General features: G+C 66.8%; 20 protein-coding genes. 3 read left to right on the top strand and 17 right to left on the bottom strand.

Annotated elements, in window-relative coordinates; genetic code table 11:
• Position 1 precedes the first annotated feature (1 nt).
• From G453_RS0120830 to G453_RS0120790, 9 genes are all read right to left on the bottom strand, one after another.
• Positions 2 to 1051, bottom strand: a complete 1050-nt coding sequence (locus tag G453_RS0120830) for a class I SAM-dependent methyltransferase (protein WP_027192592.1) — start codon at positions 1049 to 1051, stop codon at positions 2 to 4.
• Between the two features lie 38 nt (positions 1052 to 1089).
• On the bottom strand, positions 1090 to 2286 hold the full coding sequence (locus tag G453_RS0120825) for a radical SAM protein (protein ID WP_027192591.1): 1197 nt from the start codon (positions 2284 to 2286) through the stop codon (positions 1090 to 1092).
• A gap of 69 nt (positions 2287 to 2355) precedes the next feature.
• Entirely contained in the window at positions 2356 to 3252 is an 897-nt protein-coding gene (locus G453_RS25670; RefSeq protein WP_051272716.1) for a radical SAM protein, read from the bottom strand.
• Between the two features lie 154 nt (positions 3253 to 3406).
• Entirely contained in the window at positions 3407 to 5320 is a 1914-nt protein-coding gene (locus tag G453_RS26855) for a glycosyltransferase (protein ID WP_027192590.1), read from the bottom strand.
• 134 nt (positions 5321 to 5454) lie between these two features.
• On the bottom strand, positions 5455 to 6111 hold the full coding sequence (locus G453_RS28540; protein WP_051272714.1) for a class I SAM-dependent methyltransferase: 657 nt from the start codon (positions 6109 to 6111) through the stop codon (positions 5455 to 5457).
• A 41-nt stretch (positions 6112 to 6152) separates the two neighbouring features.
• Entirely contained in the window at positions 6153 to 7286 is a 1134-nt protein-coding gene (locus tag G453_RS26850; RefSeq protein ID WP_051272712.1) for a glycosyltransferase family 2 protein, read from the bottom strand.
• Positions 7283 to 8374, bottom strand: coding sequence for a non-hydrolyzing UDP-N-acetylglucosamine 2-epimerase (wecB, locus tag G453_RS0120800; protein WP_235731834.1), 1092 nt, complete (start codon positions 8372 to 8374; stop codon positions 7283 to 7285). The genes G453_RS26850 and wecB overlap by 4 nt, the downstream gene beginning before the upstream one ends.
• Before the next feature lie 20 nt (positions 8375 to 8394).
• Positions 8395 to 9426 carry a polysaccharide biosynthesis protein gene (locus G453_RS0120795; RefSeq protein ID WP_027192588.1) on the bottom strand — a complete coding sequence of 344 codons (1032 nt, stop codon included), beginning with the start codon at positions 9424 to 9426 and terminating at the stop codon, positions 8395 to 8397.
• Positions 9416 to 10288 carry a dTDP-4-dehydrorhamnose reductase family protein gene (locus tag G453_RS0120790; RefSeq protein WP_027192587.1) on the bottom strand — a complete coding sequence of 291 codons (873 nt, stop codon included), beginning with the start codon at positions 10286 to 10288 and terminating at the stop codon, positions 9416 to 9418. Before G453_RS0120790 ends, G453_RS0120795 begins: the two co-directional genes overlap by 11 nt.
• A 571-nt stretch (positions 10289 to 10859) precedes the next feature.
• On the opposite strand from G453_RS0120790, the gene G453_RS29140 reads away from it, so the two are divergent.
• Positions 10860 to 11501: an acyltransferase gene (locus G453_RS29140; RefSeq protein WP_051272710.1), complete on the top strand. Its 642-nt coding sequence runs from the start codon at positions 10860 to 10862 to the stop codon at positions 11499 to 11501.
• 7 nt (positions 11502 to 11508) lie between these two features.
• On the top strand, positions 11509 to 12735 hold the full coding sequence (locus tag G453_RS0120780) for a glycosyltransferase family 4 protein (protein WP_027192586.1): 1227 nt from the start codon (positions 11509 to 11511) through the stop codon (positions 12733 to 12735).
• Here G453_RS0120780 and G453_RS0120775 read toward each other — a convergent pair.
• From G453_RS0120775 to G453_RS0120765, 3 genes are read right to left on the bottom strand one after another with little or no spacing between them, the layout of a single operon-like run.
• Positions 12705 to 13619, bottom strand: a complete 915-nt coding sequence (locus tag G453_RS0120775) for a radical SAM protein (protein WP_027192585.1) — start codon at positions 13617 to 13619, stop codon at positions 12705 to 12707. The two genes, G453_RS0120780 and G453_RS0120775, sit on opposite strands and share 31 nt — an antisense overlap.
• A gap of 21 nt (positions 13620 to 13640) precedes the next feature.
• A complete protein-coding gene (locus G453_RS0120770; RefSeq protein ID WP_043646995.1) occupies positions 13641 to 14798 on the bottom strand; it encodes a LegC family aminotransferase in 1158 nt (385 codons plus the stop codon).
• A gap of 2 nt (positions 14799 to 14800) precedes the next feature.
• A complete protein-coding gene (locus tag G453_RS0120765) occupies positions 14801 to 15832 on the bottom strand; it encodes a nucleotidyltransferase family protein (protein ID WP_027192583.1) in 1032 nt (343 codons plus the stop codon).
• 341 nt (positions 15833 to 16173) lie between these two features.
• Here G453_RS0120765 and G453_RS0120760 point away from each other — a divergent pair, with 341 nt between their 5' ends.
• Complete coding sequence (locus G453_RS0120760; protein ID WP_027192582.1) at positions 16174 to 17181, top strand: GDP-mannose 4,6-dehydratase; 1008 nt, start codon at positions 16174 to 16176, stop codon at positions 17179 to 17181.
• A 91-nt stretch (positions 17182 to 17272) separates the two neighbouring features.
• On the opposite strand, the gene G453_RS0120755 is transcribed toward G453_RS0120760, so the two are convergent.
• Genes G453_RS0120755 through G453_RS0120735 form a run of 5 tightly spaced genes read right to left on the bottom strand, consistent with a single transcriptional unit; the run spans position 17273 to position 22099 of the window.
• A complete protein-coding gene (locus tag G453_RS0120755; protein WP_156921045.1) occupies positions 17273 to 18469 on the bottom strand; it encodes a hypothetical protein in 1197 nt (398 codons plus the stop codon).
• 48 nt (positions 18470 to 18517) lie between these two features.
• Positions 18518 to 19162: a formyltransferase family protein gene (locus tag G453_RS26840; protein WP_051272707.1), complete on the bottom strand. Its 645-nt coding sequence runs from the start codon at positions 19160 to 19162 to the stop codon at positions 18518 to 18520.
• Positions 19159 to 20331, bottom strand: a complete 1173-nt coding sequence (gene neuC, locus G453_RS0120745; RefSeq protein WP_027192580.1) for a UDP-N-acetylglucosamine 2-epimerase — start codon at positions 20329 to 20331, stop codon at positions 19159 to 19161. Before neuC ends, G453_RS26840 begins: the two co-directional genes overlap by 4 nt.
• Complete coding sequence (neuB, locus tag G453_RS0120740) at positions 20328 to 21386, bottom strand: N-acetylneuraminate synthase (protein WP_027192579.1); 1059 nt, start codon at positions 21384 to 21386, stop codon at positions 20328 to 20330. Before neuB ends, neuC begins: the two co-directional genes overlap by 4 nt.
• The gene (locus G453_RS0120735; RefSeq protein WP_027192578.1) at positions 21383 to 22099 is read right to left on the bottom strand and encodes an acylneuraminate cytidylyltransferase family protein; all 717 of its coding nucleotides are present in this window, start codon (positions 22097 to 22099) and stop codon (positions 21383 to 21385) included. The genes neuB and G453_RS0120735 overlap by 4 nt, the downstream gene beginning before the upstream one ends.
• Positions 22100 to 22104: the final 5 nt, after the last annotated feature.

Raw genomic sequence — 22104 nt, 5'->3', positions numbered from 1 at the left:
GTCAGCCCTTGAAGAAGAAAGAGGTGAAGAACTGGTGGAGGTAGCCGGAGGCGTGCAGACGCTGGAGCATGTCCGGGGGCAGAGCCATGAACGCCGAGGGGACTATGGCCTGCTCCATCTCCGAGGTGGCCGTTTTGGCAGTTTTCACGCCGCCTGCCAGCAGCAGGTCGTCCAGGATGGCCAAGGACGCCTGAACGGGGCTCACGAAGATGATCCGGGAGGGGGAGATACCCTTCTGGTGTATGAGGGTGCCTTCGATGGCTCCCTTGGAGTAGCTGCACACGTAGTAACTGCAATCGGGGTCATCGGCCTGCCAGGAATCGATGAAAGACGCCCACTCCAGGTCGAACAGGCGGCTCACCAGCCAGCCGAGGCAGCCGCGCCCGATGAAGCGGATGCGGGACCTGTCCTGGGGGAGCGGGAAAACAGGGCGGGAGGCCTGGCTTTCCTCGCACCGGCAGACGCCCTGGTACTGTTCGGCGGCGTAGGTCAGCGCCTGGAGGCGGATGGTTTCGGCGTAGTCGGCGGCCGTGGGCATGGGCGCAGCGGGAACGTGGGTTCCGGCCAGCATCCGGGACGCCTGGACCACGTCGCGCAGGCAGCCGGTGCGCACCAGGGTGTCGCAGAACACCTTGACCCCGATGTGATCGAAGTCCACGTCGTGGAAGAGCACCACCGCCTGCGGGGCAAGCAGCGGGCGGAGGTTTTCGTAATCCGTGAGCGCGCCCTGGAAAGAGTGGTCACCGTCGATGAAGGCCAGGTCGATGCGTCCCTGGAAACAGTCAGCGAAGGCTCGCGAATCGCCCAGGAAATGCTGGAAGCTATCCTTGGAGACGATGCGCGGATTCACATGGTCGGCGATGTCGATGCTGTGCAGGGCGCAGGTCCCTTTGCAGGCCGCCTGGAGTATCCGGGCCGAGCCGCCCGTGTAGGTGCCCACCTCCACGATGGTGGAACCGGGGGTGAGCATGGCCGCGCACAGGCCGAGGAGCGTCTTCTCGTCCTGGTGCAGGATGCAGGGCGCGTCGAGGATTTGCCGGTAGCTGGGCATGATGTCTTGGTCTCCGTTCAGTTGGCCGGGATCGGGTTTCAGCCAGCCCAGTCGGCGTCTTCATCTTCCACGATCTTCACCTGACGGGAGATGTAGAACTTCGGGTCTTCCACCAGGGGAATGTCCTGCGTCCGGGCTTCGTCCGCGCCGTGCAGGGAGGCGTAGTCGCCGTGGAAGCCGTCGCAGATTCCCTTCAGGCCGCAGGCTTCGCAGGCCGGGGCGAACTTGTAGCCGCAATGCTCGCGGGCGCGGATATACGCGCTGTGGCGGTATTCGTCCTCCGGGCTCACCGAGGGGGCCTCAAGGTAGCCCTCGTAGCCGAACATCTTGGAGCGCGAGTTGGCCCACCGCAGGGACACGGGCTCTTCCAGGTCGCCGTCACGCCTGCGCTGCGGGTTGCGCCCGGTCCAGGACCAGGAGGCGTAGTCCCACTCGTGCAGGTCGTAGGGGAGCTGCTGGAAGTTGTAGAAGCTCTTGCGATGGCGCTCGGGAACCTGGCACAGGGGCAGGTAGCGCACGTTGGCCTCCACGCCGTGCAGTTCCAGGTAGTCCAGCGCCTCCACCAGGGGGCCGCGCACGTCGGTGTAGCGGGGCACGTCCGCGCCGGAGCGGGCGTTTTTCTGCTGGTCCTCAAACGGGTTGAAGGCGATGAAGTTCACGACTCTGGCCCCGGTTTCCACGGCCAGCCGCGAGATCTCCGCGAGATGGCCCAGCACGGACTTGGCCAGCACGCAATTGAAGCGGAAGGGGATACCCAGGGCCACCAGGTTGTCCAGGGCCTTCATCTGGCGGACGTGGCCTCCGGGCAGGCCCACGGCGCGGTCGTAGTCCTCGCGCAGGCCGTGCACCGAGACCAGAAGGTCGCGAAGCCCCGCGTCCACGAGGGCCTGGCAGCGCTCGCGCTTGTCCAGCACCAGGGCGTTGGTGATGAGCGTGGGCAGAAGGCCGATCTCGCGGCAGTGGGCCACCAGGGCGTTGATGTCCGGGTGGATGGTGGGCTCGCCGCCCTGGATGTCGATGGCCGTGTTGCCATAGTGGCCGCGCAGGGTGGAGCAGATGCCCTTGGCTTTGTCGAGGCTCATGAAGGGGTGGTCCGGGTGCTCGGCGGAGCTTATCCGGTTCTGGAAATAGCAGAAGTGGCAGCGCAGGTTGCAGGTCTGGCCGAGCCACAGGACGCCCCTGCGGGTGAGAACGCGCCGGGTGGTGGTGGAAAATCCCTTGCCGTTTGCAGGCATGCGTCGATCCTTTGCAAAAATCTGTTTGGTCCGGGCCGGACTCTGGCCGTCAAATCGTGAAAACGCGGCCTAGGCGCATTCCTGCCCGTCATCGGGGCAGGCGGGGTCCGTCCCGCTCAGGCGGTCGGCGATGCGCTTGCGGTACTGGGCCTCTTCCTCCACCTCGGACATGTACCAGTTGGGGTGCGGGTTCCAGTCCTCGGGCATGGACTTGCCGTCGAACACCTCCACCCGGTTCTTCTTCACCTTGGGGGAGGCGATGCGGGTCAGCTCCGCGAGGTTGCCCGCGCTCACGTCGTCCACCTCCTGGGTGGACTTGCGCCTGGGCAGGGGCACGGCGCAGCCGCAACGCGGGCACCAGCGCTCCTTCTGTTCGCCGAATTCGCCCGGCTCGCGCTTCCACCAGCCCGGCTCGACGGGCCAGCCGCCGGGGCCGTCGAAGAGCATGTCCAGGGCTCCGGCCACCTCGCAAAAGAAGGCCCCCTTAGGGGTGATGGTGGCGGACCAGTAGGTCTGCACCCAGCAGTTGTCGATGAGGCTCCACATCTTGGCCGGATCGGGCACGGCTTCCTGGGCGGCCACCAGCACGGGCTGGTGCAGGATGGCGTCGATGGTGTGGTCGTTCAGGAAGAGGTTGCCGTACACTTGCTTGATGAGCTCGCCATATCTGGCGCTGAACTGCTCGGGGATGGTGGACCACAATCCCCGGCGCTTCTTGTCGGGAATCTGACGCTCCAGGTAGCGGGCGAACTTCTCGAATTCCGGGTGCAGCAGGGGCTCGCCGCCGATGGTGCCCACCATGCCGGGGAAATCCACCAGGGAGTCCACGGCCTTCTTGAAGAAGTCGAACTCCATGAAAAAGGGCTTGCGGTGATGGCCGATGAGCCGGGTGCAGTTGGAGCACTTGTTCACGCAGGCGTTGGTGATGTCGATCTGGATGATCTTCATCTGGTAAAGCGGTATCATACGACCTCCCCCTGGAATGCGCAAAGACTAGCAATTCCCATGCCCAAAGGCCAGGGGCGCGGATTGGGCCATGACCAGGGGCGTTTTTCGGGGCGGCAGTCGCTCGCCGACCGGTTTGGTTTCACGGGCAGGCCTGATAAGCGGATCGTGCGGGTCACGCCGGGTCCTGGCCCAGGCACTGCGCCAGCAGCGGCTTCCCCAGGGCCTCCAGGCTGTGGGCCAGCGGGCCGCGCGCTTCGGGCGAACCGTGGAGCCGCAGCTCGCGCAGGAAGGCCCGCGCCGCGCCCCGGTGGTCTCCTGCGTCCTGGAGCAGAAGCCCCTTCCGCCAGTTGAAGCCGCGCAGATACGGGTCCACGGCGGCAAAAGCATCCAGGGCCTCAAGGGCTTTGGCCTGGTCCCCGGCGGCGCGCCACATGTCGCAGACGTTCAGGAGCGCGTCGGACTGGGGCGGGTGCGCCTCCAGGCAGACCCGGAAAGCCTCCATGGCCTCGTCCCGGCGTCCCATGAGGCCGAGCGTGACCCCACGGGTGCGCCACAGGGCCGTGTCCTGCGGCCACGCGGCGTTCAGCGAGTCGATCACGGCCAGGGAGTCTTCCAGCCGTCCCAGACCCCGAAGCTCGAACACCCGCGCGATGTCGCGGGATTTTTGCGCCACGGCCTCGAAATGTGGCCTGAGCTCCTCGGGTTGTTCTTGAACGAAGTCCCGGACGAGCTCCTGGCTGGTGCGGGCCTTGTCTGAAATCCCCTCGGCCTTCAGGAGGGCGGATGTCCTGGCCAGGGCGGGCAGTCCGGCGGGCGGCAGAGGAGCCACGATGCCGGGTAAGCCGCGCCGCTCTTCGATCACCTGCCGGGAAAGCTCGATGTAGCGCCGCACCATGAGGTCCAGCCCGAACTCCTCCAGGGCGCGCTTCCGACCGCTCTGGCCCAGGCTTAGGCGCAGGGGCGCGTCGCCCAAAAGCCGCGTGATGTTCGCAGCCAGGGCGGGGGCGTCGCCCGGCGGGGAGAGCAGGCCGTCGCGTCCCTGGCGGACCACCTCGGGCAGCGGCCCGAGCTCCTGAGCGGCCACGGGGACGCCGCAGGACATGGCCTCGGCGGCCACCAGGCAGAAGGTCTCGGCCAGGGAGGCGTGGGTGAACACGTCCATGGCCGCGTAGGCCCTGGCCAGGGTCGCCGGGTTCTCCACGAAGGGCAGGTTGACCACGCGCGCATCCGGCCCGTGGCCGAAGCCGCCCACGTTCAGGAAAATGGTCTCCGGGCGCTCGTTCCACACCCGCCGCATGGCCTCCAGGATCAGCGGGCCGCCCTTGATGGGATTGTCGAACACGCCGTAAGCGGCCACGGCCCCCACCACCGGGACGTCCTGCGGAATGCCCAGTTCGCGGCGCGCGGCAGCACGGTCTCCGGGGACGAACACGTCCGTCTCGATGCCGTTGGGGATGACCTGGGCCGGATGCCCGGCCAGGATGGAGCGCTCCACCTGCTCCTTCACCCACCGGGACGGGCAGGCCAGGGTCAGCCGGGAGTGCGCGTAGACCAGGGCCTTGGCCCGATGGGTCAGCGCCGTGCCCCGGCGTCTGGCCGGGGTGACCAGGCTCCCGTCGCATTGAGGGTCCGGGGCGTTCATGCGGGCTCGTTCGCAGTCCGTGCAGCCTGAGAGCCAGCCTGCGCAGTCCACGGGATAGTTGCAGAAGCCGGTGAGCGGGTGCAGGTCGTGCAGGGTCCACAGGCAGGGTTTGGCCCGCGAGATGGCGGCCAGGGCCAGGGGGTTGAAGAAGTCGTAGTGCAGGTTGTGCAGGTGGACCAAGTCCGCCGAGGCCATGGGCTCGCGCTCCGGCAGGCCGAAGCAGCCCTGGAAGTGCAGGTACTGGAGGCCGCACTCCTCGGCGAAAGGACGCAGCAGCGGGTCCGGGGCCGGGTCGAAGCGCGAGACGAAGGCCCCGCGCCCGTGCCGCCTGGCCACCAGCAGCACGGCGTCGTGGCCGGCCTCGCGCTCGCGCAGGGCCAGCAGGCGGGCAACCTTGGCCGCGCCTCCCGCCACGTCCTGGGTGTTCACATGAACGATGCGCATGGGGGCAGGCCTGCTTCGTCCGTCTTTCTTGTGTGGCGTTCGCAAAATACGTTCATACGCCGTATGAATTCGACCCAAGAGAACCAGTTGTTTTGTTGTAGAAAAACATGTTCATGTTTTTCTACAACGAGACACTAGCGCGCAGCAGGGCCGAAATGAGCCCACCACCAGTCGCCGTGGCCCTCGATGGGCTGGCGCTCCAGGGCGTACAGATTGAGTCCCGACTCGGCCACGAGCGCTTCGATGTCCTGGCGGTTCCAGCGCACGCTGGGTTCGTGAGGGTGTTCGAGCCCGGCGTCGCGGGTGCCGTACTCCATGTCCGCGAACTGGCAGAGCACCTCGCCGTGCGGGGCGAGCTTTCCGGGAATGTTCAGGATGTAGTCGCGCACCAGTTCGCGGGTGAGGTGCTGGAAGACGATGCAGCTGTACACCAGATCCAGCCCGCCCGGCAGGTCCTCCTTCCAGCGCTCGGCCAGCACGGGGGTGAAGTTGTCGCAGCCGCGCTCGCGCAGGTAGGCCACGGCCTTGCCCAGGATGAGCTCGCTTACGTCGATGCCCCAGACGTGCCCGACCTTGGGGGCGATCACCGCCACGTCGCGCCCGTAGCCGCAGCCGATCACCGCCACGCGCTTCTTGGCCGCAAGGTCCATGAAGCGCTCGATGATCTGGTCGTCGGAGGCTTTCGTGAGCAGGGACCCGTCTTCCTGCCGATAGCAGGGGTGGGTGGCGAAATAGTCGCGCTCCTGAAGGATCTTCCACATCTCGACGTTGCTTTTCAGAGACTGTTCCATGCGCCCTTGCTCCTGAATTTCTTCGCTGACATGCGTGGTGGTTAGAGGCTTTTCCATTCGCCCTTTTTCTTGTCCAGGTAGCGGACCAGATTGCGCCGCTTCCTGGCGTCGGTGACGGGCGAGGCGATGGTGCGGCGGATGAAGTCCACCACGGAGTGCGGGGCATAGGCGAAGGCCCCTTCGTGGGCCAGGACCCGGCGGAAGATGGCCTTCACCTGGTCCGGGGCGTCCTCGAAGGCGCGGGTCCCCACGGCCTCGTTGATTTGGGCGCGCGCCTGCTCCCTGGAGGCTCCGCCTTCCGGGGCCTGCATCCACTCCAGAAGCCGCTCCATCATGGCCGGGGTGTAGCCCAGCTGGTAGAGAAACGAGGCCGGACTCAGGCATATGGCCAGGGTCTCGTCGACTGCGGTCCGGGCCTGCGTCGGGTCGAGAAGGTCCAGGGCCGGGAACAGCGCCTCGAACCGGTTCGCGTTCAGGAAGTCGATCAAGGCCCAGGCCGAGTCGTAGAGCCCGGCCACAGGGAAGGCGTTGGTGGTCTGGGAGGCGTGCCAGCGCATGACGGCCGTGCGCCGGTCGATGAAGTGCGAGCGGTGCGCCTGGGACAGCGCCACCCACAGGCCGAAGTCCTGGGCGTGGCGCAGGTCTGCGCGGAAGGGTGCGGCGGCCAGCATGGCCTGGCGCTCCACGCAGATGGTGATGCCCGAGACGTAGTTTCCGGAGAAGAACCGCGCCACCTGGAGGCCCGGCTCCGGGATGGGCCGCCAGTGCTCCGGGGCGGTCTTCATGCCGGTGTCTTCCTCCAGATGGTAGAAGTGGGTGTGGAAGAAGCGGATGTCGGGATGCTCGGCCATGGCTTGGCGGTGGATCGCGAGCTTGTCCGGCTCGAAGAGGTCGTCGGAGGAGAGCCAGCCCACCCAGGTTCCCCGGCAGTTCGCCAGGGCGGTGTTCAGGGCGGCGGCGGTGCCGCCGTTCTCCTGCCGGATGGCCCGGATGCGCGGGTCCTTGAACTGGCAGGCCTCCAGCACCTGGGGGGTGTCGTCGGTGGAGCCGTCGTCCACCACCACGGCCTCCCAGTCCGGGTCGTTCTGGGCGATCAGGCTGTTTAGCGCCGCTACCAGATAGCCCGCCTGATTGTAGGTGGGCACCATGATGGAAAAGTGCGGGGTGCGGCTCATGCTGCGCCTCCGGCTGCCGGGGGCATGCCCAGGATGATGCGGGCCACGACCGAGCTGACGTTTTGCGACAGGTATTCGGCAGGCGGCTGCCATTCCCGGTTCAGGGTCATGGCCGCCCGGACGCAGGCCAGCACCTTGCCGGGTTCCACGCCCGAGAGGACGTTGCTCCCGCATTCCAGGGTCTCGGGGCGCTCGGTGGTGTCGCGCAGGGTGACGGCGGGCACGCCCAGCAGGCAGCACTCCTCCTGCACCGTGCCGCTGTCCGTGAGCACCAGCGCGGCCTGGGACTGGAGGCTGATGAAATCGAAAAAGCCGAAGGGCTCAAGGAAGCGCACGCTGGGATTGTCCAGGGCGACGCCGTGGCGCGTGAGCATGGCCGCCGTGCGCGGATGGGTGCTCACCAGCACCGGCAGGCCCAGCTCGCGCTGCACCGCGTCCAGGGCCTGGGCGAGGCTTGAGAGCCGCTCCGGCACATCCACGTTTTCGGCCCGGTGCGCGGTGACCAGCACGTAGCCCCCGGAGGTGAGCCCCAGGTCCTCCACGGCATGCGACTCCTGGGCCTTGTCCATGTAGTGCTCCAGCACCTCGCGGATGGGGTTCCCCGTGACCAGGACCCGCGCGGGGTGGACGCCTTCTCGCAGCAGGTTTCTGCGGCTGCCTTCGGTGTAGGGCAGCAGCATGTCGCTCACGTGGTCGATCACCCGCCGGTTCACCTCTTCGGGCACGCGGTCGTCGTGGCAGCGGTTGCCCGCCTCCATGTGGTAAACCGGGATTCCCAGGCGCTTGGCGGGCAGTGCGGACAGCCCGCTGTCCGTGTCGCCCAGGATGAGCAGCCTGTCCGGGCGCTCCTCCAGAAACAGCCGTTCGCATCCGGCGATGATCTGGCCGATGCGCTCGCCCGGAGTGCTCCCCGCGATGCCCAGATGGTGATCGGGAGGGCGCACGCCAAGCTCCTGGAAAAAGATGTCCGAGAGCCTGGCGTCGTGGTTCTGCCCGGTGTGCACCAGGACGTGGTCGCAAAGTCCGTCCAGGGTGGGTATCAGGCGGCTCAGGCGGATGATCTCCGGCCTGGTGCCCAGGATGGTCATGATCTTCACGGGAGCTCCTCTCAGCCTTTCCAGGCGAACCCGTTGGCCGCGAGGAAGGCCCTGGTGTCCGCCCTGTCCATGACGGCGTCGCGCGAGTTGTACTCGCCGCCCAGGCGCTCGAGTCCGGGACGTTCCGGGGCGAGCTCGGGGAGCATGGGACCCATGGCGTAGTAGTCGCCCAGGTCCACGGTGCGCGGGCCTTCCTCCTCGGAGACGAGGATCTCGTGGATCTTCTCACCGGGGCGGATGCCGGTGACCTGGATCTTCAGGTCGCGTCCGGCCAGCAGTTCTTCGACCAGCACCTTGATGTTGGCCGAAGGGATCTTGGGCACGAAGATCTCGCCGGGCAAGGCCCGCTCGAAGGCGGCGAACACGGTGTCCACGGCGGCGTCCAGCGACAGCAGGAAGCGCGTCATGTCCGGGCTGGTGAGGGTCAGCGGCCCGCCGCATTCGATCTGCTTGAGGAACAGCGGGATCACCGACCCGCGCGAGGCCAGCACGTTGCCGTAGCGCACGCACACGAACCGGCAGGACGGGGCCACGATGTTGGCCGTAGTGAAGATGCGCTCCTGGATGGCCTTGGTCATGCCCATCACGTTTACGGGCTTGGCGGCCTTGTCCGTGGAGATGCCCATGACCGTCTGCACCGGGTAGCCGTTGTCGCGGATGGCCCGGACGATGTTGGCCGCCCCCGTGCAGTTGGTGAGCACGGCCTGCTCCGGGAAATATTCACAGGTTGGCACCTGCTTGAGCGCGGCGGCGCTTATCACGATGTCCGCGTCGCGCACCGCCGAGCAGACGTCGCCGTAGTCGCGCACGTCGCCGATGCGGAATTCCAGCACCCGGGCGAAGTTCGAGTAGATGGTCTCGTCCGTGCCCACGGTGCGGTTCAGGTAGTTCATGCGCATGTCGTGCTGCTTGGCCTCGTCGCGCGAGAACACGATGAGCTTGCGCGGACAGCCGCGTTCGCCGCCGAGGATGCGCTTGACCAGGGTGGAGCCCATGGAGCCGGTGCCGCCGGTGACCAGAACGGTCTTGCCTTCAAAGAACATGATGATGGGTCCTTATCTGTTGTGCCAACTCAAGGAGCATCTCCTCCCAGGACGGGGGAGCGTATCCGAAATCCCTCTGGAACCGCGACGAGTCCAGGGAGCGGTCCACGGCCAGGGAGTCGTCTTCCACCAGGATGGCCGGATGTCCGGCCAGTTCGCCGAGCCGGGCCAGCAGGGCATGCTTGCTGATGGGCGCGGCGCTCAGATTGTAGGCGCCGTGGAGTTCGCCGGGCGCGTCGAGGAGCATCTCCACCACCCGCGACAGCTCCAGGGTGGTGAGGCCCGAGAAGAACGCCCTGGTGTACCCGCGCACCACGCCGCGCTGGGCCAGGAACCACTCCACCAGGCCGCGCCGGTTTTCGATCTCCAGGCCGATCATGGACGTGCGCAGGGTCAGGCACCCAGGCCCGGTCACCTCACCGAGGGACTTGGTGCGCCCGTAGACGTCGCGGGCGTCGTGCGGGGCGTCGTCCGGGATGGGTCCGGAGCCGCCGGAGAACACGCAGTCCGTGCTGAAATGGATGAGCCGGGCCTTGGCCTGCTGGCAGAGCCGGGCCAGCCTGTGCGGGAAGACCGCATTGGCCTCCAAGCAGGCCAGCGTGTCCGAGGCGTCGGGGCGCTGCTTGACCAGGCCCGCCGCGTTGACCACCACCTCCGGCCCGAACGAGTCCATCACCGGGACAAGCGTCTCGGGGCGTCGGATGTCCACGCCGCCAGCCGCGTTGTCCGGGGTGAAGAGCCCGTGGGCCGCGTAAGAGCCAAGCTCCCGGCGCAGGACGCCCAGCACCCTGTGGCGGGCGCAGAGTTGGCGGACCAGCTGGTGGCCCAGCATGCCGCTGGCGCCAAGCACCATTATCCTCATGGGACACTTCCTCCGGCTCCAGGCCGGTCTTTTTCGTGGCGGAGGCCGCCTCGTGCGCTCTCAGGCCTATCGGTCGGGACGTGGGGCCGCTTAAGGCTCCAGGTCGCGCCGAAGCCGACTCGGTCAATCGCGTTTTCCGGCGCGTCGCTTAGGCTTTCAGGCCTGTCCGTCAGCTTGCCGCGCCCTGAAAACGCCGCATCCTCCAGAGAGTTGGCCAGAATTGGGCCAGGACTGGGCCAGTTCTGGCGATATCCGGGCGCACGCGACATGCATTTATCGTGCAAACAGAGGCGTCCCGGATACGCGCGCCCAGGCGGGGGGTGCCGGAGGTGTCCGGGCCGCTGGTTATTCTGTCAGGAAAATGGCGTGCTCTTCAAGGGGATTGGCGGCTTTTTTTGATTTTAGCGGGGCCTGGTGGCGATGTCCAGCGTTGGGCCTGGCGCGCATGTGCGCGGGTTTGATTCTTTACACGCTTTCGTTTTGGCATTATCCGAAAAAAGAATGATCTTTGCATGGTAGGAGCGCTCACAGGGGCGCGAGGCCTGCGCGCCCGTGAAGCAAGGAGGGGTGAATGTTCGTTTTTGGAGCGCCTGACCACAACAATTGGCGAAAGTACAAGCAGCACGCCCGCGTGCATGATACCAGCCTCGTCACGTCGCATTCGAACATCAATTATCTTGAGGAACCAGAGCCGGACTTCGTCAATATCACCATCGGCGAACAGTCGCACATCTATTCGGTCTTCAATTTCATTCAGCCCAGGGCCAGGATAACGGTTGGCGCGCGCTGCCAGTTGGGGAACGTCAACTTCGACTGCGCCAGGGAAATCATCGTCGGCGACGACGTCCTGATGTCCTGGAACATCAATATCATCGATTCCGACCACCACTCGCTCTACTGGGAGGAGCGCAAGGACGACGTCCGCCTGTGCTTCGAGGACTACATCGCCTCCGGCGGCCGGGCCATCGGCCAGTCGCAGGACTGGTCCAAGGTCACCATGAAGCCCGTGGTCATCGGCTCCAAGGTCTGGATCGGGTTCAACGCCATCATCCTCAAGGGCGTGACCATCGGCGAGGGCGCGATCATCGCGCCGGGCAGCGTCGTGACCAAGGACATGCCCGCCTGGACGGCCTGCGGAGGCAATCCGGCCAAGCCCCTCAAGCCGCTGGAACGGTCGCGGCCCGCAGCGCCCGCCGACGGCCACGGCGGATAAGCCGCGCATGACGGCCAGCAGCGCAGGCGGCGCGCCTCCCCGCATTCTCTTCATCGGTCGCGGCGAAAGCTCGCACGCCCGCAACTGGATCGACCTCTTCAAGGGGTCCGGTTTCGATGTCAGGCTGTTCTCCATGCCCACGGGCTCCCCGCCCGACGACTGGCCCGTGACCACCTACGTCAGCCAGTGCCCGCCCGTACCGGGGATCACGCCCGGCAGTCGCGTCAACCTCTATCCGGGGAACTGCGCGGGGCAGGAGTTGCGCCGTTTTGTCGCCCGTTTCGGCACGCTGGGCCAGGGCAACATCGCCGGACGGTGGCTGGGCAGGATACTCGCCGAGTGGAAACCCGACGTCATCCAGACGATCGGCATCCGCTACGCCTCGTATTTCCTGCTTCATGTGCGCAAGAACTTCGTAGCGGGGCCTGTGGGCAAGTGGGTGGTCCAGGACTGGGGGCCAGACCTGACCATGGACCGCCTCCTGGACGAACACCGCCCCCGCATCCTGGAAATCCTGCACACCTGCGACGGCTATTTCAGCGACAACGCCTACAACATCGAGGTGGCCCGCTCGCTCGGCCTGACCGAAGCCCGAACCGCACCGGTGGGGCCGGTGCTGGCCACGGGGGGAGTGGACGCAGCCGAACTGCGCGGGCTCGTCCGGGATGCGCCCTCCAGGAGGGAGCGCAGGATTCTCTGGCCCAAGGCCTACAACTGCGCCCAGTCCACGGCCTATCCGGTGTTCGAGGCCCTGAAGCTGTGCTGGGAGCGCATCGCGCCCTGCACCGTACGCATGACCGCCATGAGCCAGGAGGACATCCGCCTGTGGTTCGCGGCACTGCCCGACGGGATACGCCGCAACTGCACCCTGGAAGGGCGCATAGACAGGCCCGAATTGCTGCAATCCCTGGCTTCGTCCCGGGTGATGCTCGCCCCGACCCTGTCCGACGGGATGCCCAACGTGTTGGCCGAGGCCATGGCCATGGGGACCGTGCCCGTGGTCTCGCCCCTTGCGCCCATCACCGCCCACCTGGACGAGGAGAACATCCTGTTCGCGCGCAACCTCTATCCGGATGAAATCGCGGACGCCCTGGTGCGCGCCATGAACGACGACGCCCTGGTCGACCGCATGGCCCGGACCAACATGGAGAAAGCGCCCCTGCTTTTCGACAGGGCGAGGACCAGAGAGAAGATGCTGAGCTATTACGAAGGGCTGGCCGCGCGGGCCAGATAGTAGGGGCAGTTCGCGCAGGCCTTGGGCTGGCGCGTCCTGAACTCTTCCCGGAACGCCACGTAGGCTTCGCCGAAGCAGAGTTCGGCCAGGCTGGCCTCAGCCACGTTGCCGAAGTGGGTCACGTCGTGGTTGGTCATGGAGCAGCACGGGGTCAGATACCCCATGGCGTTGATCTCCAGCGTGGTGAAGGGCTGGCGGCAGGCCATGATCGACTCTTCCTCGAAATTGATGGTCATCCCGGAGAATCTGCGCAGGAGTTCGTCTTTCAGGCGGGACACGACGTCCCTGTCCAGCCCGAAGCGTCCTTTTCGCGTGTTGAGCAGTTGGATGTTCCAGGTGCGCATGCCAAGCCCGTGCAGGAACTCTCCCACACGGGGCAGTTCGTCCTTGTTGACGGTGGTCAGCACCGATATCGGGCACAGCTTGTCCGCGTAGTCACCGGCCAGGACCGTGACGGATTCGAGCAGTCGCTGCAGGTCGGTGCCCCGCCTTGTCGCGCTGACATGGCCGGGGTCCAGGCTGTCCAGGGAGAAGTACAGGCCGGTCAAACCCGCATCGAAAAATGCACGGTACCTTTCCGGGGCGAGCGCCAGGAGATTGGAGACGAAGCGTATCTGGCCGAAGATCTGCGCGCCGCAGGCCGTGGCGACCATCTCCTCAAGGTGGGGGTTCAGGGTCGGTTCGCCGTAGCTGTGCAGGAAAATGTCCGGTTTTCTCTCGCTGAACAGGGCTTCGCGTTCCCGAACGCAGTCTGCGACGATCTTCTTGAACAGGCCAAGCGGCATGTTGCGGTTCTTGGAGGAGTAGTCCCGCCCTGTCCGGTAGCAATAGACGCAGGACAGATTGCACAGGGACGACGTCTCGACGTACAGGGCTTCGATCATGGCGGGCTCGCTTTGTCGGCCTCAGGCCAGTGCCGCGCTGCTCGGCAGGTTGACCACTCGCGGCTGCATGTCCTGGCTGACCTCCAGGCCGGAGCGGGGGCAATGGGCGAAGTGGGGCAGGGAGCTTACGAGCTCCCAGGCGGGGCGGATCAGTATCCCGGCCTCGCGGATCTTCCCGAAAAGCTCGTCCCGTACCGGAAGCAGGCTGTCCTCCAGGAGGATCGTGTTCAGCCAGTAGTTGCTGCGCGAGCCGGGCGGTTCGGCCAGGACGCGCGCTCCTTCGAGACCGGCGAAGGCCTCGGCGTAGCGGGAGGCCAGGGTCCGCTTGCGGGCCAGGAATTCGTCCAGGCGGCCGAGCTGGGCCAGGGCCAGGGACGCGTTGAGGTTGGGCATGCGGTAGTTGAAGCCCAGGCGGTCATGCCCGAGCTTCCAGGGGTGCGGGGCCTTGGCCGTGGTGGCCAGGTGGCGCGCCAGGGCGGCGGATTTTGCGTCGGGGCACAGGAGCGCGCCGCCGCCCCCCGCCGTGACGATCTTGTTGCCGTTGAAGCTCAGGGCCGAGGCCGCGCCGCGCCGCCCCACCGGGACGCCGTCCTGAAGACTGCCCAGGGACTCCGCCGCGTCCTCAACCAGGATGATACCGAAGCGTCGGCACACATCTTCCAATTCCTTGGTCATGGCCGGATGGCCGAACACGTGCACGGCCACCAGGGCCGCAACGCGCCTGCCCGTGGCCTTGTTGCGCGCCTGTCCGGAGACGGTCTCGACGGTCCGGGCCAGATGGCGCTCCAGCCGTTCGGGGCATGCGCCGAGCGAGCGGGGCTCGATGTCCACGAAATGGGGCGTCGCTCCTGCGTACACGGCGGCGTTCGCCGTGGCCGCGAAGGTGAGGGGTGGCATGAGGACTTCGTCGCCCGGCTGGACGCCGACCAGGACCAGGGCCAGGTGCAGGGCAGCCGTCCCGCTGGCCGTGGCCACGGCGTGGCCGCCCCCGTGTATTTCCTCCAGCCGCCGCTCCAGGCGCTCCACATCCGGGCCGAGGTAGGAGACCCAGCCGGATTCCACGCATCGGGCCACGGCCTCCCGCTCCGCCTCTCCCAGGAGGGGTTCGTGCAGGGCCACCGGCCTCGGGAACCCGGCGAGCACTCGCTCGATCCGCTCCAGGATGCTGTCGATGGTCATGCTCACTCACCCGTCCTGGCGGCGAAAAGTTCGTTGAAGCTCCCGATGTCGCGCCATTCGTCCTCGAGCGGGAACACGCCCACGCCAAGCGACTTTTCCAGGCACGCGTCGATCAGCCTGGTCATGGGGTAATCCACGCCGGGTTCGATCATGTCGATGAGCGAGGGGTCCAGCACGTAGATCCCCGAGTTCACCTGGAAGTCCAGGCTGGGCTTCTCCACCAGCCGCTCGAGCCTGCCGTTTTTCACGTCGGCCACGCCGTAGGGCACCACGTGCCGGTAGCCGGTGACGGCCAGGGTGGCCTTCACCTGCTGGTCCTGGTGAAAGTCCAGCAGGCGTCCGATGTCGGCCTGGGTGAGCAGGTCGCCGTTGAGTACCAGGAGAGGGTGCGCAGGCCGCTCTGGCAGCAGCGCGAGAGCGCCGCCGGTGCCGAGTTCGCGCTCCTCCACGAGGTACTCGATGGAGCACCCGAAGCGGTTTCCATTCTGGAAATGGTCCTGAATCATCGAGCCCAGATAGTTGATCGAAAGATAAATCTTCCTGATGCCGTGGCTTACCAGATGGAGCACCAGCCTTTCGATGATGGGGCGTCCGGCGACCTGGACCAGCGGCTTGGGGAGGTTCCGGGTGATCGGTCGCAGGCGCACGCCCTTGCCTCCGGCCATGATGACGGCGACGTTGCTGCGCTCCTGGACCCCCAGGAGGTCGCGCAGGAAGTGGATTCCGCACAGGCTGCCGTCCGCGCCGATCACCGGGACGTGGCGAATCTGGATGGCCCGCATGAGGTCGAGGACCAACGCCCGGCCGGTTCCGGGCGCGACCTTGTGGAAGTCCCTGGTCATCACTTCCTGGACGGGGGCGTCAAGGCCCAGCCCGCGGATGAGTCCCCGGCGGATGTCGCCGTCGGTGATGAGGCCGCTTACCCGGCCCTGCGCGTCGTGGGCGAAAACCACCTCCTGGGTGTTGCCGTCGATGGCCTTCATGGCGTCCAGGAGGGAGCTGTTTTCCGGCAGGAGGAAACGGGCGAGATCCATTCTGTCCTTTGCGGAAGTTGGCGGATGACTAAACATTTTAGTGTCCTAGGGCTACCAGAGTGTTTGTCGGGCTGTCAATCGAGGGCAGCGCGCCGACTGCGCCGGAATTAATGCAATAAATACTCCATGATTGCGAGGGTACCCTATCCCGGTTGCAGACGGCGCGACTGCGCGCCAGGGGCGCTGGCCGGGGCGTGCCCCGTCAGATTTCCGTCGCCGGGAGTTAGTCCTGATCCAGGCCGTCCTCGTGGTTCGACACCCGACGAAGCATATGGTAAATATATCAGGGGAAGTGAACTCCTCCGATTGATTCCCACAAACACTTGCTCCGGATGAAACCAATGAACGATCACGCATCGACCTCCAGTCTTTCCGGCAAGAAAATCCTGCTGACCGGGGCCGGTGGCTTCATCGGAAGCCATCTGTGCCAGGCGCTGATCGCCTCCGGGGCGGAAGTGACGGCCATGATCCGCTACAGCTCCCAGAGCGGGTGGGGAAACCTGGAATTCCTCCCGAAAGACGCCAGGGCGGGGCTCACGGTGGTTGCCGGCAATGTGGAGGACCAGGATTTCGTGCACCGCCAGGTGAAGGGCAAGGAGATCGTCTTCCATCTGGCGGCCTTGATAGGCATACCGTACTCCTACGCCGCCCCCAAGAGCTACATCAGGACCAACATCGAAGGCAGCTGCAACATCTTCGAGGCGGCGCGCGTCCACGGGGTGGAGCGGGTGGTCCACACCTCCACCTCCGAGGTGTACGGAACCGCGCTGTACACGCCGATAAACGAAGCGCACCCCCTGCAGGGGCAATCCCCGTATTCGGCCAGCAAGATCGCGGCGGACAAGCTCGCGGAAAGCTACCACCGCTCGTTCGGGCTTCCCGTGGTCACCGTGCGCCCCTTCAACGCCTACGGCCCCCGCCAGTCGGCCAGGGCGGTCATCCCGACCATCATCAGCCAGGCACTTTTCGAACCGGAAATCCGCCTGGGCTCCCTGGACCCCATCCGCGACATGACCTTCGTGGAGGATACCGTGGCGGGTTTTCTGGCGGCGGCCACCGCCGACTGCCTGGGAGAGATCATCAACGTGGGCGGCGGCAGCGTGTCCAGCATAGGGGACATCGTGGAAGCGGTCCTGCGTCTGCTGGGTTGCGGCAAGCCGGTGCGCCTGGACCCGTCGCGCGTGCGCCCCCAGGCCAGCGAGGTGCTCACCCTGGTATGCGACAACACCCTGGCCGGGGAAAAGCTGAACTGGCGGCCCACGGTGAGCCTGGAGCAGGGGCTTGCCAGGGTGGCAGAATTCATCGCCGCCCACCCGGACTTCATCAAGACCTCAATCTACGCCGTGTAGCACCGGGGCTTTGCGCCCATGCCCCGCTCCGCCAGCGGCAGGGGGCGCACCCGCGCCGCTTTCCGGCGAGCCGGGGAAACTGGCTGGGTGGCTATTGCTGCCCGGTCTCCGGCGTCTCATACGTTCCCGACCACAGCGGGCTCGCGCCGTCCCACGTGCGGAGGTTGTCCAGGGGCTCGAGGATCAGGCGCATGGAGTTGCGCATGGATTCCCAGCGGGCCGGGTCCATGTAGCGCCGGATCAGGCCGTCGTCGATGACGTGCAGCGGCGTCTTTCCGTACAGATAGGACAGGCTGAGCGTGCCGTAGGACCAGCACAGGGGCTGGCAGGCCTCCACCAGGCTTTTCATGAACTCCACCGGGTACCGCCCGGCCACCTCGTCCAGCACCTCGGCCGAATAGTCCCCGGCCAGACGCCGAGCCAGCTCTCCATGCACATCCAGGGTGCTCAGGGGATGGGCCTTGATGATGATGGACGAACCGGGAGGCGCGTGCCGCCTGATCATCTCCTCCTGAAGGGCCACTGCGTTCTCGAAGGTGGAGTAGCTGGCCTCCACGATGTTTTCCGTCAGGAAGAGAAACCTGGGAGCGGGCAGGCGCTCCAGCAAGGCCTGGGAGTACGCTTGGAGTTCCGCCAGTTCTTCCGCACTGCCGTCGATGATGGCGCGGGCCATGTCCCTGGGAACGACCAGAAGTTCCTTGCCCGGCACGAAGTCGCCTTTCTGGTCCGAGGGGAGCAGGCAGGCCACGGTTGTGGCCTGGGGAAGCGCTCCGGTCGCGGTGAGGCGCGCGTGGGCGCGTCCGGCGGCCTCGCGCTCGGCCAGGGAGAGCCCGGCGTACTGGGCCAGGTGGTAGCCATCGTTGTGCAGGATGCCCAGGGCGTCTCCGAAGGAGACTCTCCTGGCTTCCGGGTAGGCCCTCATGGAGAGTTCCGCCGCCTTGGCCACCACGGTGTGCACGTAGTGGATCTCCTGGGGGGGGGGGCCGCCCAGCCAGTCGCGCAGGCGCTCGGCCGCCTGCGGGGACTCCGCTCCCTGCGCGCCGAGGATGGCGTTCATCTCGTCTGCCTGGAGAATCCTCGGCCGCGCCCAGCCCTTGGACGCGGTGAGGGCGGCGATGATGTCCGCCATGATTTCCAGCTGGGACGTGGGCACGAAGGGAAAATGGAGCAGCACGGTGGGAGCCGGGCCAGGGGTCGCGCCCGCCTGTCGGGCCAGCCTCTCCACAGAGCACATGGCTCCGAGTGCGTTGCCGGGATGAAACATGTGAATGAGGCGATGGGTCGACATGACTGCCTGTGTGTTCGGATTGTTTGGGAAATTGGCGATAGCCCGGCCTCAACCGGCGGCCTCGAAGCGCACCCCGGCCAGCTCCAGGAAGGCTCCCGGCGCGCCGGGGAAGCGCATGGCCGCGACCCGGCGTCTGATCTCGTCCGGATACATGTCCGGGGTGACGCGGCCCAGTTCGTCCAACTCGCGGCGCAGGTAGGGCTTGCGCGTCCAGGTCTCGGCGCACTCGGGCAGGGGCGCGCCCTGGGCCAGCAGGGCGGCGATTTCGTAGAACAGGGCCAGAAGGTGCACCATGGTGCGCTCTTTCAGCAGGCTCACGGTGTCCGTCGGGTACATGGGGAAGCGGCGCACCGCCACGAGCCTTCCCGTGTCGGGCACAGGGGACATGTGGTGGCAGGTGGCTCCGTAGAGCGGGGCGGCGTCGTACAGGGCGAAGTTGTAGCAGCCGATGCCGGGATACTCCGGCGGTGCGGGGTGGAAATTCACGGCAGGTCCGGCGCAGGCCTCCAGCGCACTGGCTGGCACGATCCAGGGGCTCAGGAAGGAGACGATCATGGACGTCTCGCGCAACGCCTCGGGCATGGGGTCGCCGTTTTCCCCCGCGAACACCATGGCGTCGGGGCGCAGGGCCAGGAAAAACTCCGAGGCCGCGCGGCACCAGAGGGTGGTTTTGGTCAGCAGGATCGGCTTCACTGGTTGTGGTCTCCCTGGTGCAGGTCGTGAAACAGTTTGCGCAGAAGCCCCGGACCGAGATCGACCGTAGCCAGGGTTTCCACTATGGTCGCCGAGGCCTTCCCCTGGCCGTAGGGATTTACCAGTCCTTTGAGGCTGGCGCGGAACTCCGGGGCCAGGGCTCGCGACAAGGCGCTGCTCATGGCCGTGGGCTCAAGCGGCGCGTCCAGCACGTTGGCTGCCCTGATCCTGCCCTCCTGGCGCGAGCCGACGTTTACCACGGGCAGCTCGAACGAGGCCGCCTCGATAATCCCGCTGGAGGAGTTCCCGGCCATGGCTGCGGCGCAGCGCATGCAGGCGGCGTATCGCCTGGCCCCCAGGTGGTCGATGATCATGACGTCGGGGTTGTCCGTGGCGAATTTCTCCAGGGCGCGCCGGGCCGCGCGTCCGCCGGGGTCGGCGTTGGGCGCGGTCGCCAGCACGGGGAGCCTGGCCTGGGCCAGGGCGCTGAAAAACATATCGGCCTGGGACGCCGCATCTTGAGGGTCGCGGGTGGCGGGATGAAATGTGACCAGCAGGAACGGGCGGCGGCAGTCGAACCCGATCTCGGCGGAGAGCTCGTCCGCTCCGGGAAGCTCCATGGACAGCAGGCCGTCCAGCGCAGGCGCGCCGCAAGCCTTGATCCGCCAGGGCTCCTCGCCCATCTGGAGGATGCGCTCGGCGTAGCGTGCGGTGCTGGCAAAATGCAGGTGGGAGAGCTTGGTGATAGCGTGGCGGAAGCTCTCGTCCATGGCCCCGTAGGTCACCTCGCCGCCGTGGACGTGGGCCAGGGGGATGGACAGCGGCACCGCCGCCGAGGCCCCGGCGAACATCTCGAAGCGGTCCCCCAGCACAAGAAGCAGGTCTGGCCGGTGGCGCTCAAGCGCTCGGGCCATGCCCGAGAGGGCGCGCCCCATGGCCTGGGCGACCGCGCCGGGCGAATCCGAGCCTTGCAGGCATTCGATCCTCTCGGCGATGGCGTACCCGTCCGCCTCGATCTCGGAGACGGTCATGCCGTGCTCGGGGGAGAGGTGCATTCCGGTGACGAAAAGCAGGGGGCGAAGCCTTGGGTCCGCAGCCATTGCGGCCAGGATGGGGCGGTAGATGGAGTAGTCGGCCCGCGCTCCGGTAAGGACGCCGATGGCCCTCATGGCTTGGTGAAGTGGTCCAGGCTGAGGAGGCTCCCCTCCGGGATGTCCTGGGCGGCGCGGCGGCCAAGCAGAAGCTCCAGGGAGGAGGGCGACAAGCCGTCGCCTGGACGCCTGACCAGCACCATGGCCCCGGACAGCGCCTCTCCCGCGCGGATGTCCCGGGCGGCGGTAAGGCTTTTGCGGGCCACGCGGGCCGTGTCGGCCTCGGACCGGGCCGGGCGTTTGAGGCCGTCGCCCAACGCGGACTCCACGATGCGCACCCCCCGCACCAGGGCGGCCAGTCCGTCGGGTTCGAGCGAGGCCCTGTGGTCCGGGCCGGGCATGGAGCAGTCCAGCGTGAAATGCTTTTCCACCACGCAGGCTCCGAGCGCCACAGCGGCCAGGGACGTCTCGATGCCCATGGTGTGGTCCGACCAGCCCACCGGCTTGCCGAAAGCCCTGGCCAGGGTCTCCATGGCCCGCAGGTTGGAGTCGGCGGGGTCGGATGGGTAGGCGCTGACGCAATGCAGCAGCACCAGTGGCGGGTTTCCTGCGTCCTCGATGGCCCGGACGGCAGCCTCTACCTCCCCCAGCCAGGACATGCCGGTGGAGAGGATGATGGGTTTGCCCAGCCGGGCGGCGGCTTTGAGAAATTCCGGATTAGTGATCTCGCCGGAGGGTATCTTGAGGGCGGGTAGGCCCAGCGAATCGAGCAGGGCGAGGCTTTCCAGGTCGAAGGGCGAGGACAGGAAGGCCATCCCGGCTGCGTGGCAGCGCTCCATGAGCGGCAGGTGGTCCGCGCGGGAGAGTTGGAGGCGCTCGAGCATGGCCTGCTGGGACTCGCCAGCGTCCGTGGAGCGCAGCTGGTAGGCTGCCTTGGGGGCACTGCGCGAGGCCAAAAGCGAGGCCTTGAAAGTCTGGAACTTGACCGCGTCCGCGCCTGCCTGGCGGGCGGCGTCCACCAGCTTCAGGGCCAGGGCCATGTCGCCGTTGTGGTTGACGCCCGCCTCCGCGATGATCAGGCAGGGCTGGCCGGGTTCACCGACGCGGCGCAAGTCCACGGTGGAGGCGGTCATGGCGCGACTCCGGTCAGAAGTGCTTCGGCCACCTGGAATTGCCAGGCTTCGTCAATGTCTATAGAGCGTTCCGCAGGCATCACGTACGCCAGCGCGCCAGCCGGGCTGAACTGGCCGGACTCGAGCAGGTCCGCGCAGCGGTTCACGTAGATGGCTCCGTTGATCGCATACAGCGCCTCGTGGTCCTGGCGTCTGGAGTTGTGCGCCGGGTCGGCCAGATAGGGGCTCAGGCCGCCGTCTGGACCGAGGGTGCGCATGAGGCTTGGGTGATGCTGGACCGGGGCGACTCCGACCACGGCCCGCGCCCGGTGCGACAGGGCCAGCCCTACGGCGGCGTCGATGTCCTGCGAGGTGCGTAGCGGGGAGGTGGGTTGGAGCGTGAGCACGTATTCGGGGCACTCACCATGTCCGGCCAGCCAGCCCAGGGCATGGCGGATCACCTCCAGCTGGGTGGCCGTGTCCGTGGCCAGGTGCGGCGGGCGTATGAAGGGAACCTCCGCCCCGGCTTCACGCGCCGCGCCGGCGATGGCTTCACAGTCGGTGGAGACGATGGTCCGGGCGAGGGAGGCGCTCCCGAGCGCCGCCGCCACGGTCCAGTCTATGAGCGGCCTGCCCCGCAGGAGGCGCAGATTTTTCCCGGGCACGCCCTTGGAGCCCCCCCTGGCGGTGACGACTGCGACGACCCGGCCGCGAAATGTTTGTTCGGTCTGCATTTTTA

The sequence above is a fragment of the Fundidesulfovibrio putealis DSM 16056 genome (genome assembly GCF_000429325.1).
GTDB lineage: Bacteria > Desulfobacterota > Desulfovibrionia > Desulfovibrionales > Desulfovibrionaceae > Fundidesulfovibrio > Fundidesulfovibrio putealis.
The sequence above is the reverse complement of the archived record's forward strand: the minus strand, read 5'-3'. Positions and strand labels throughout refer to the sequence as shown.

Coding starts and splice junctions, on each gene's coding strand:
- G453_RS0120830 (WP_027192592.1), bottom strand. CDS start 1,051: ATGCCCAGCTACCGGCAAATCCTCGACGCGCCCTGCATCCTGCACCAG.
- G453_RS0120825 (WP_027192591.1), bottom strand. CDS start 2,286: ATGCCTGCAAACGGCAAGGGATTTTCCACCACCACCCGGCGCGTTCTC.
- G453_RS25670 (WP_051272716.1), bottom strand. CDS start 3,252: ATGATACCGCTTTACCAGATGAAGATCATCCAGATCGACATCACCAAC.
- G453_RS26855 (WP_027192590.1), bottom strand. CDS start 5,320: ATGCGCATCGTTCATGTGAACACCCAGGACGTGGCGGGAGGCGCGGCC.
- G453_RS28540 (WP_051272714.1), bottom strand. CDS start 6,111: ATGGAACAGTCTCTGAAAAGCAACGTCGAGATGTGGAAGATCCTTCAG.
- G453_RS26850 (WP_051272712.1), bottom strand. CDS start 7,286: ATGAGCCGCACCCCGCACTTTTCCATCATGGTGCCCACCTACAATCAG.
- wecB (WP_235731834.1), bottom strand. CDS start 8,374: ATGACCATCCTGGGCACCAGGCCGGAGATCATCCGCCTGAGCCGCCTG.
- G453_RS0120795 (WP_027192588.1), bottom strand. CDS start 9,426: ATGTTCTTTGAAGGCAAGACCGTTCTGGTCACCGGCGGCACCGGCTCC.
- G453_RS0120790 (WP_027192587.1), bottom strand. CDS start 10,288: ATGAGGATAATGGTGCTTGGCGCCAGCGGCATGCTGGGCCACCAGCTG.
- G453_RS29140 (WP_051272710.1), top strand. CDS start 10,860: ATGTTCGTTTTTGGAGCGCCTGACCACAACAATTGGCGAAAGTACAAG.
- G453_RS0120780 (WP_027192586.1), top strand. CDS start 11,509: ATGACGGCCAGCAGCGCAGGCGGCGCGCCTCCCCGCATTCTCTTCATC.
- G453_RS0120775 (WP_027192585.1), bottom strand. CDS start 13,619: ATGATCGAAGCCCTGTACGTCGAGACGTCGTCCCTGTGCAATCTGTCC.
- G453_RS0120770 (WP_043646995.1), bottom strand. CDS start 14,798: ATGACCATCGACAGCATCCTGGAGCGGATCGAGCGAGTGCTCGCCGGG.
- G453_RS0120765 (WP_027192583.1), bottom strand. CDS start 15,832: ATGGATCTCGCCCGTTTCCTCCTGCCGGAAAACAGCTCCCTCCTGGAC.
- G453_RS0120760 (WP_027192582.1), top strand. CDS start 16,174: ATGAACGATCACGCATCGACCTCCAGTCTTTCCGGCAAGAAAATCCTG.
- G453_RS0120755 (WP_156921045.1), bottom strand. CDS start 18,469: ATGTCGACCCATCGCCTCATTCACATGTTTCATCCCGGCAACGCACTC.
- neuC (WP_027192580.1), bottom strand. CDS start 20,331: ATGAGGGCCATCGGCGTCCTTACCGGAGCGCGGGCCGACTACTCCATC.
- neuB (WP_027192579.1), bottom strand. CDS start 21,386: ATGACCGCCTCCACCGTGGACTTGCGCCGCGTCGGTGAACCCGGCCAG.
- G453_RS0120735 (WP_027192578.1), bottom strand. CDS start 22,099: ATGCAGACCGAACAAACATTTCGCGGCCGGGTCGTCGCAGTCGTCACC.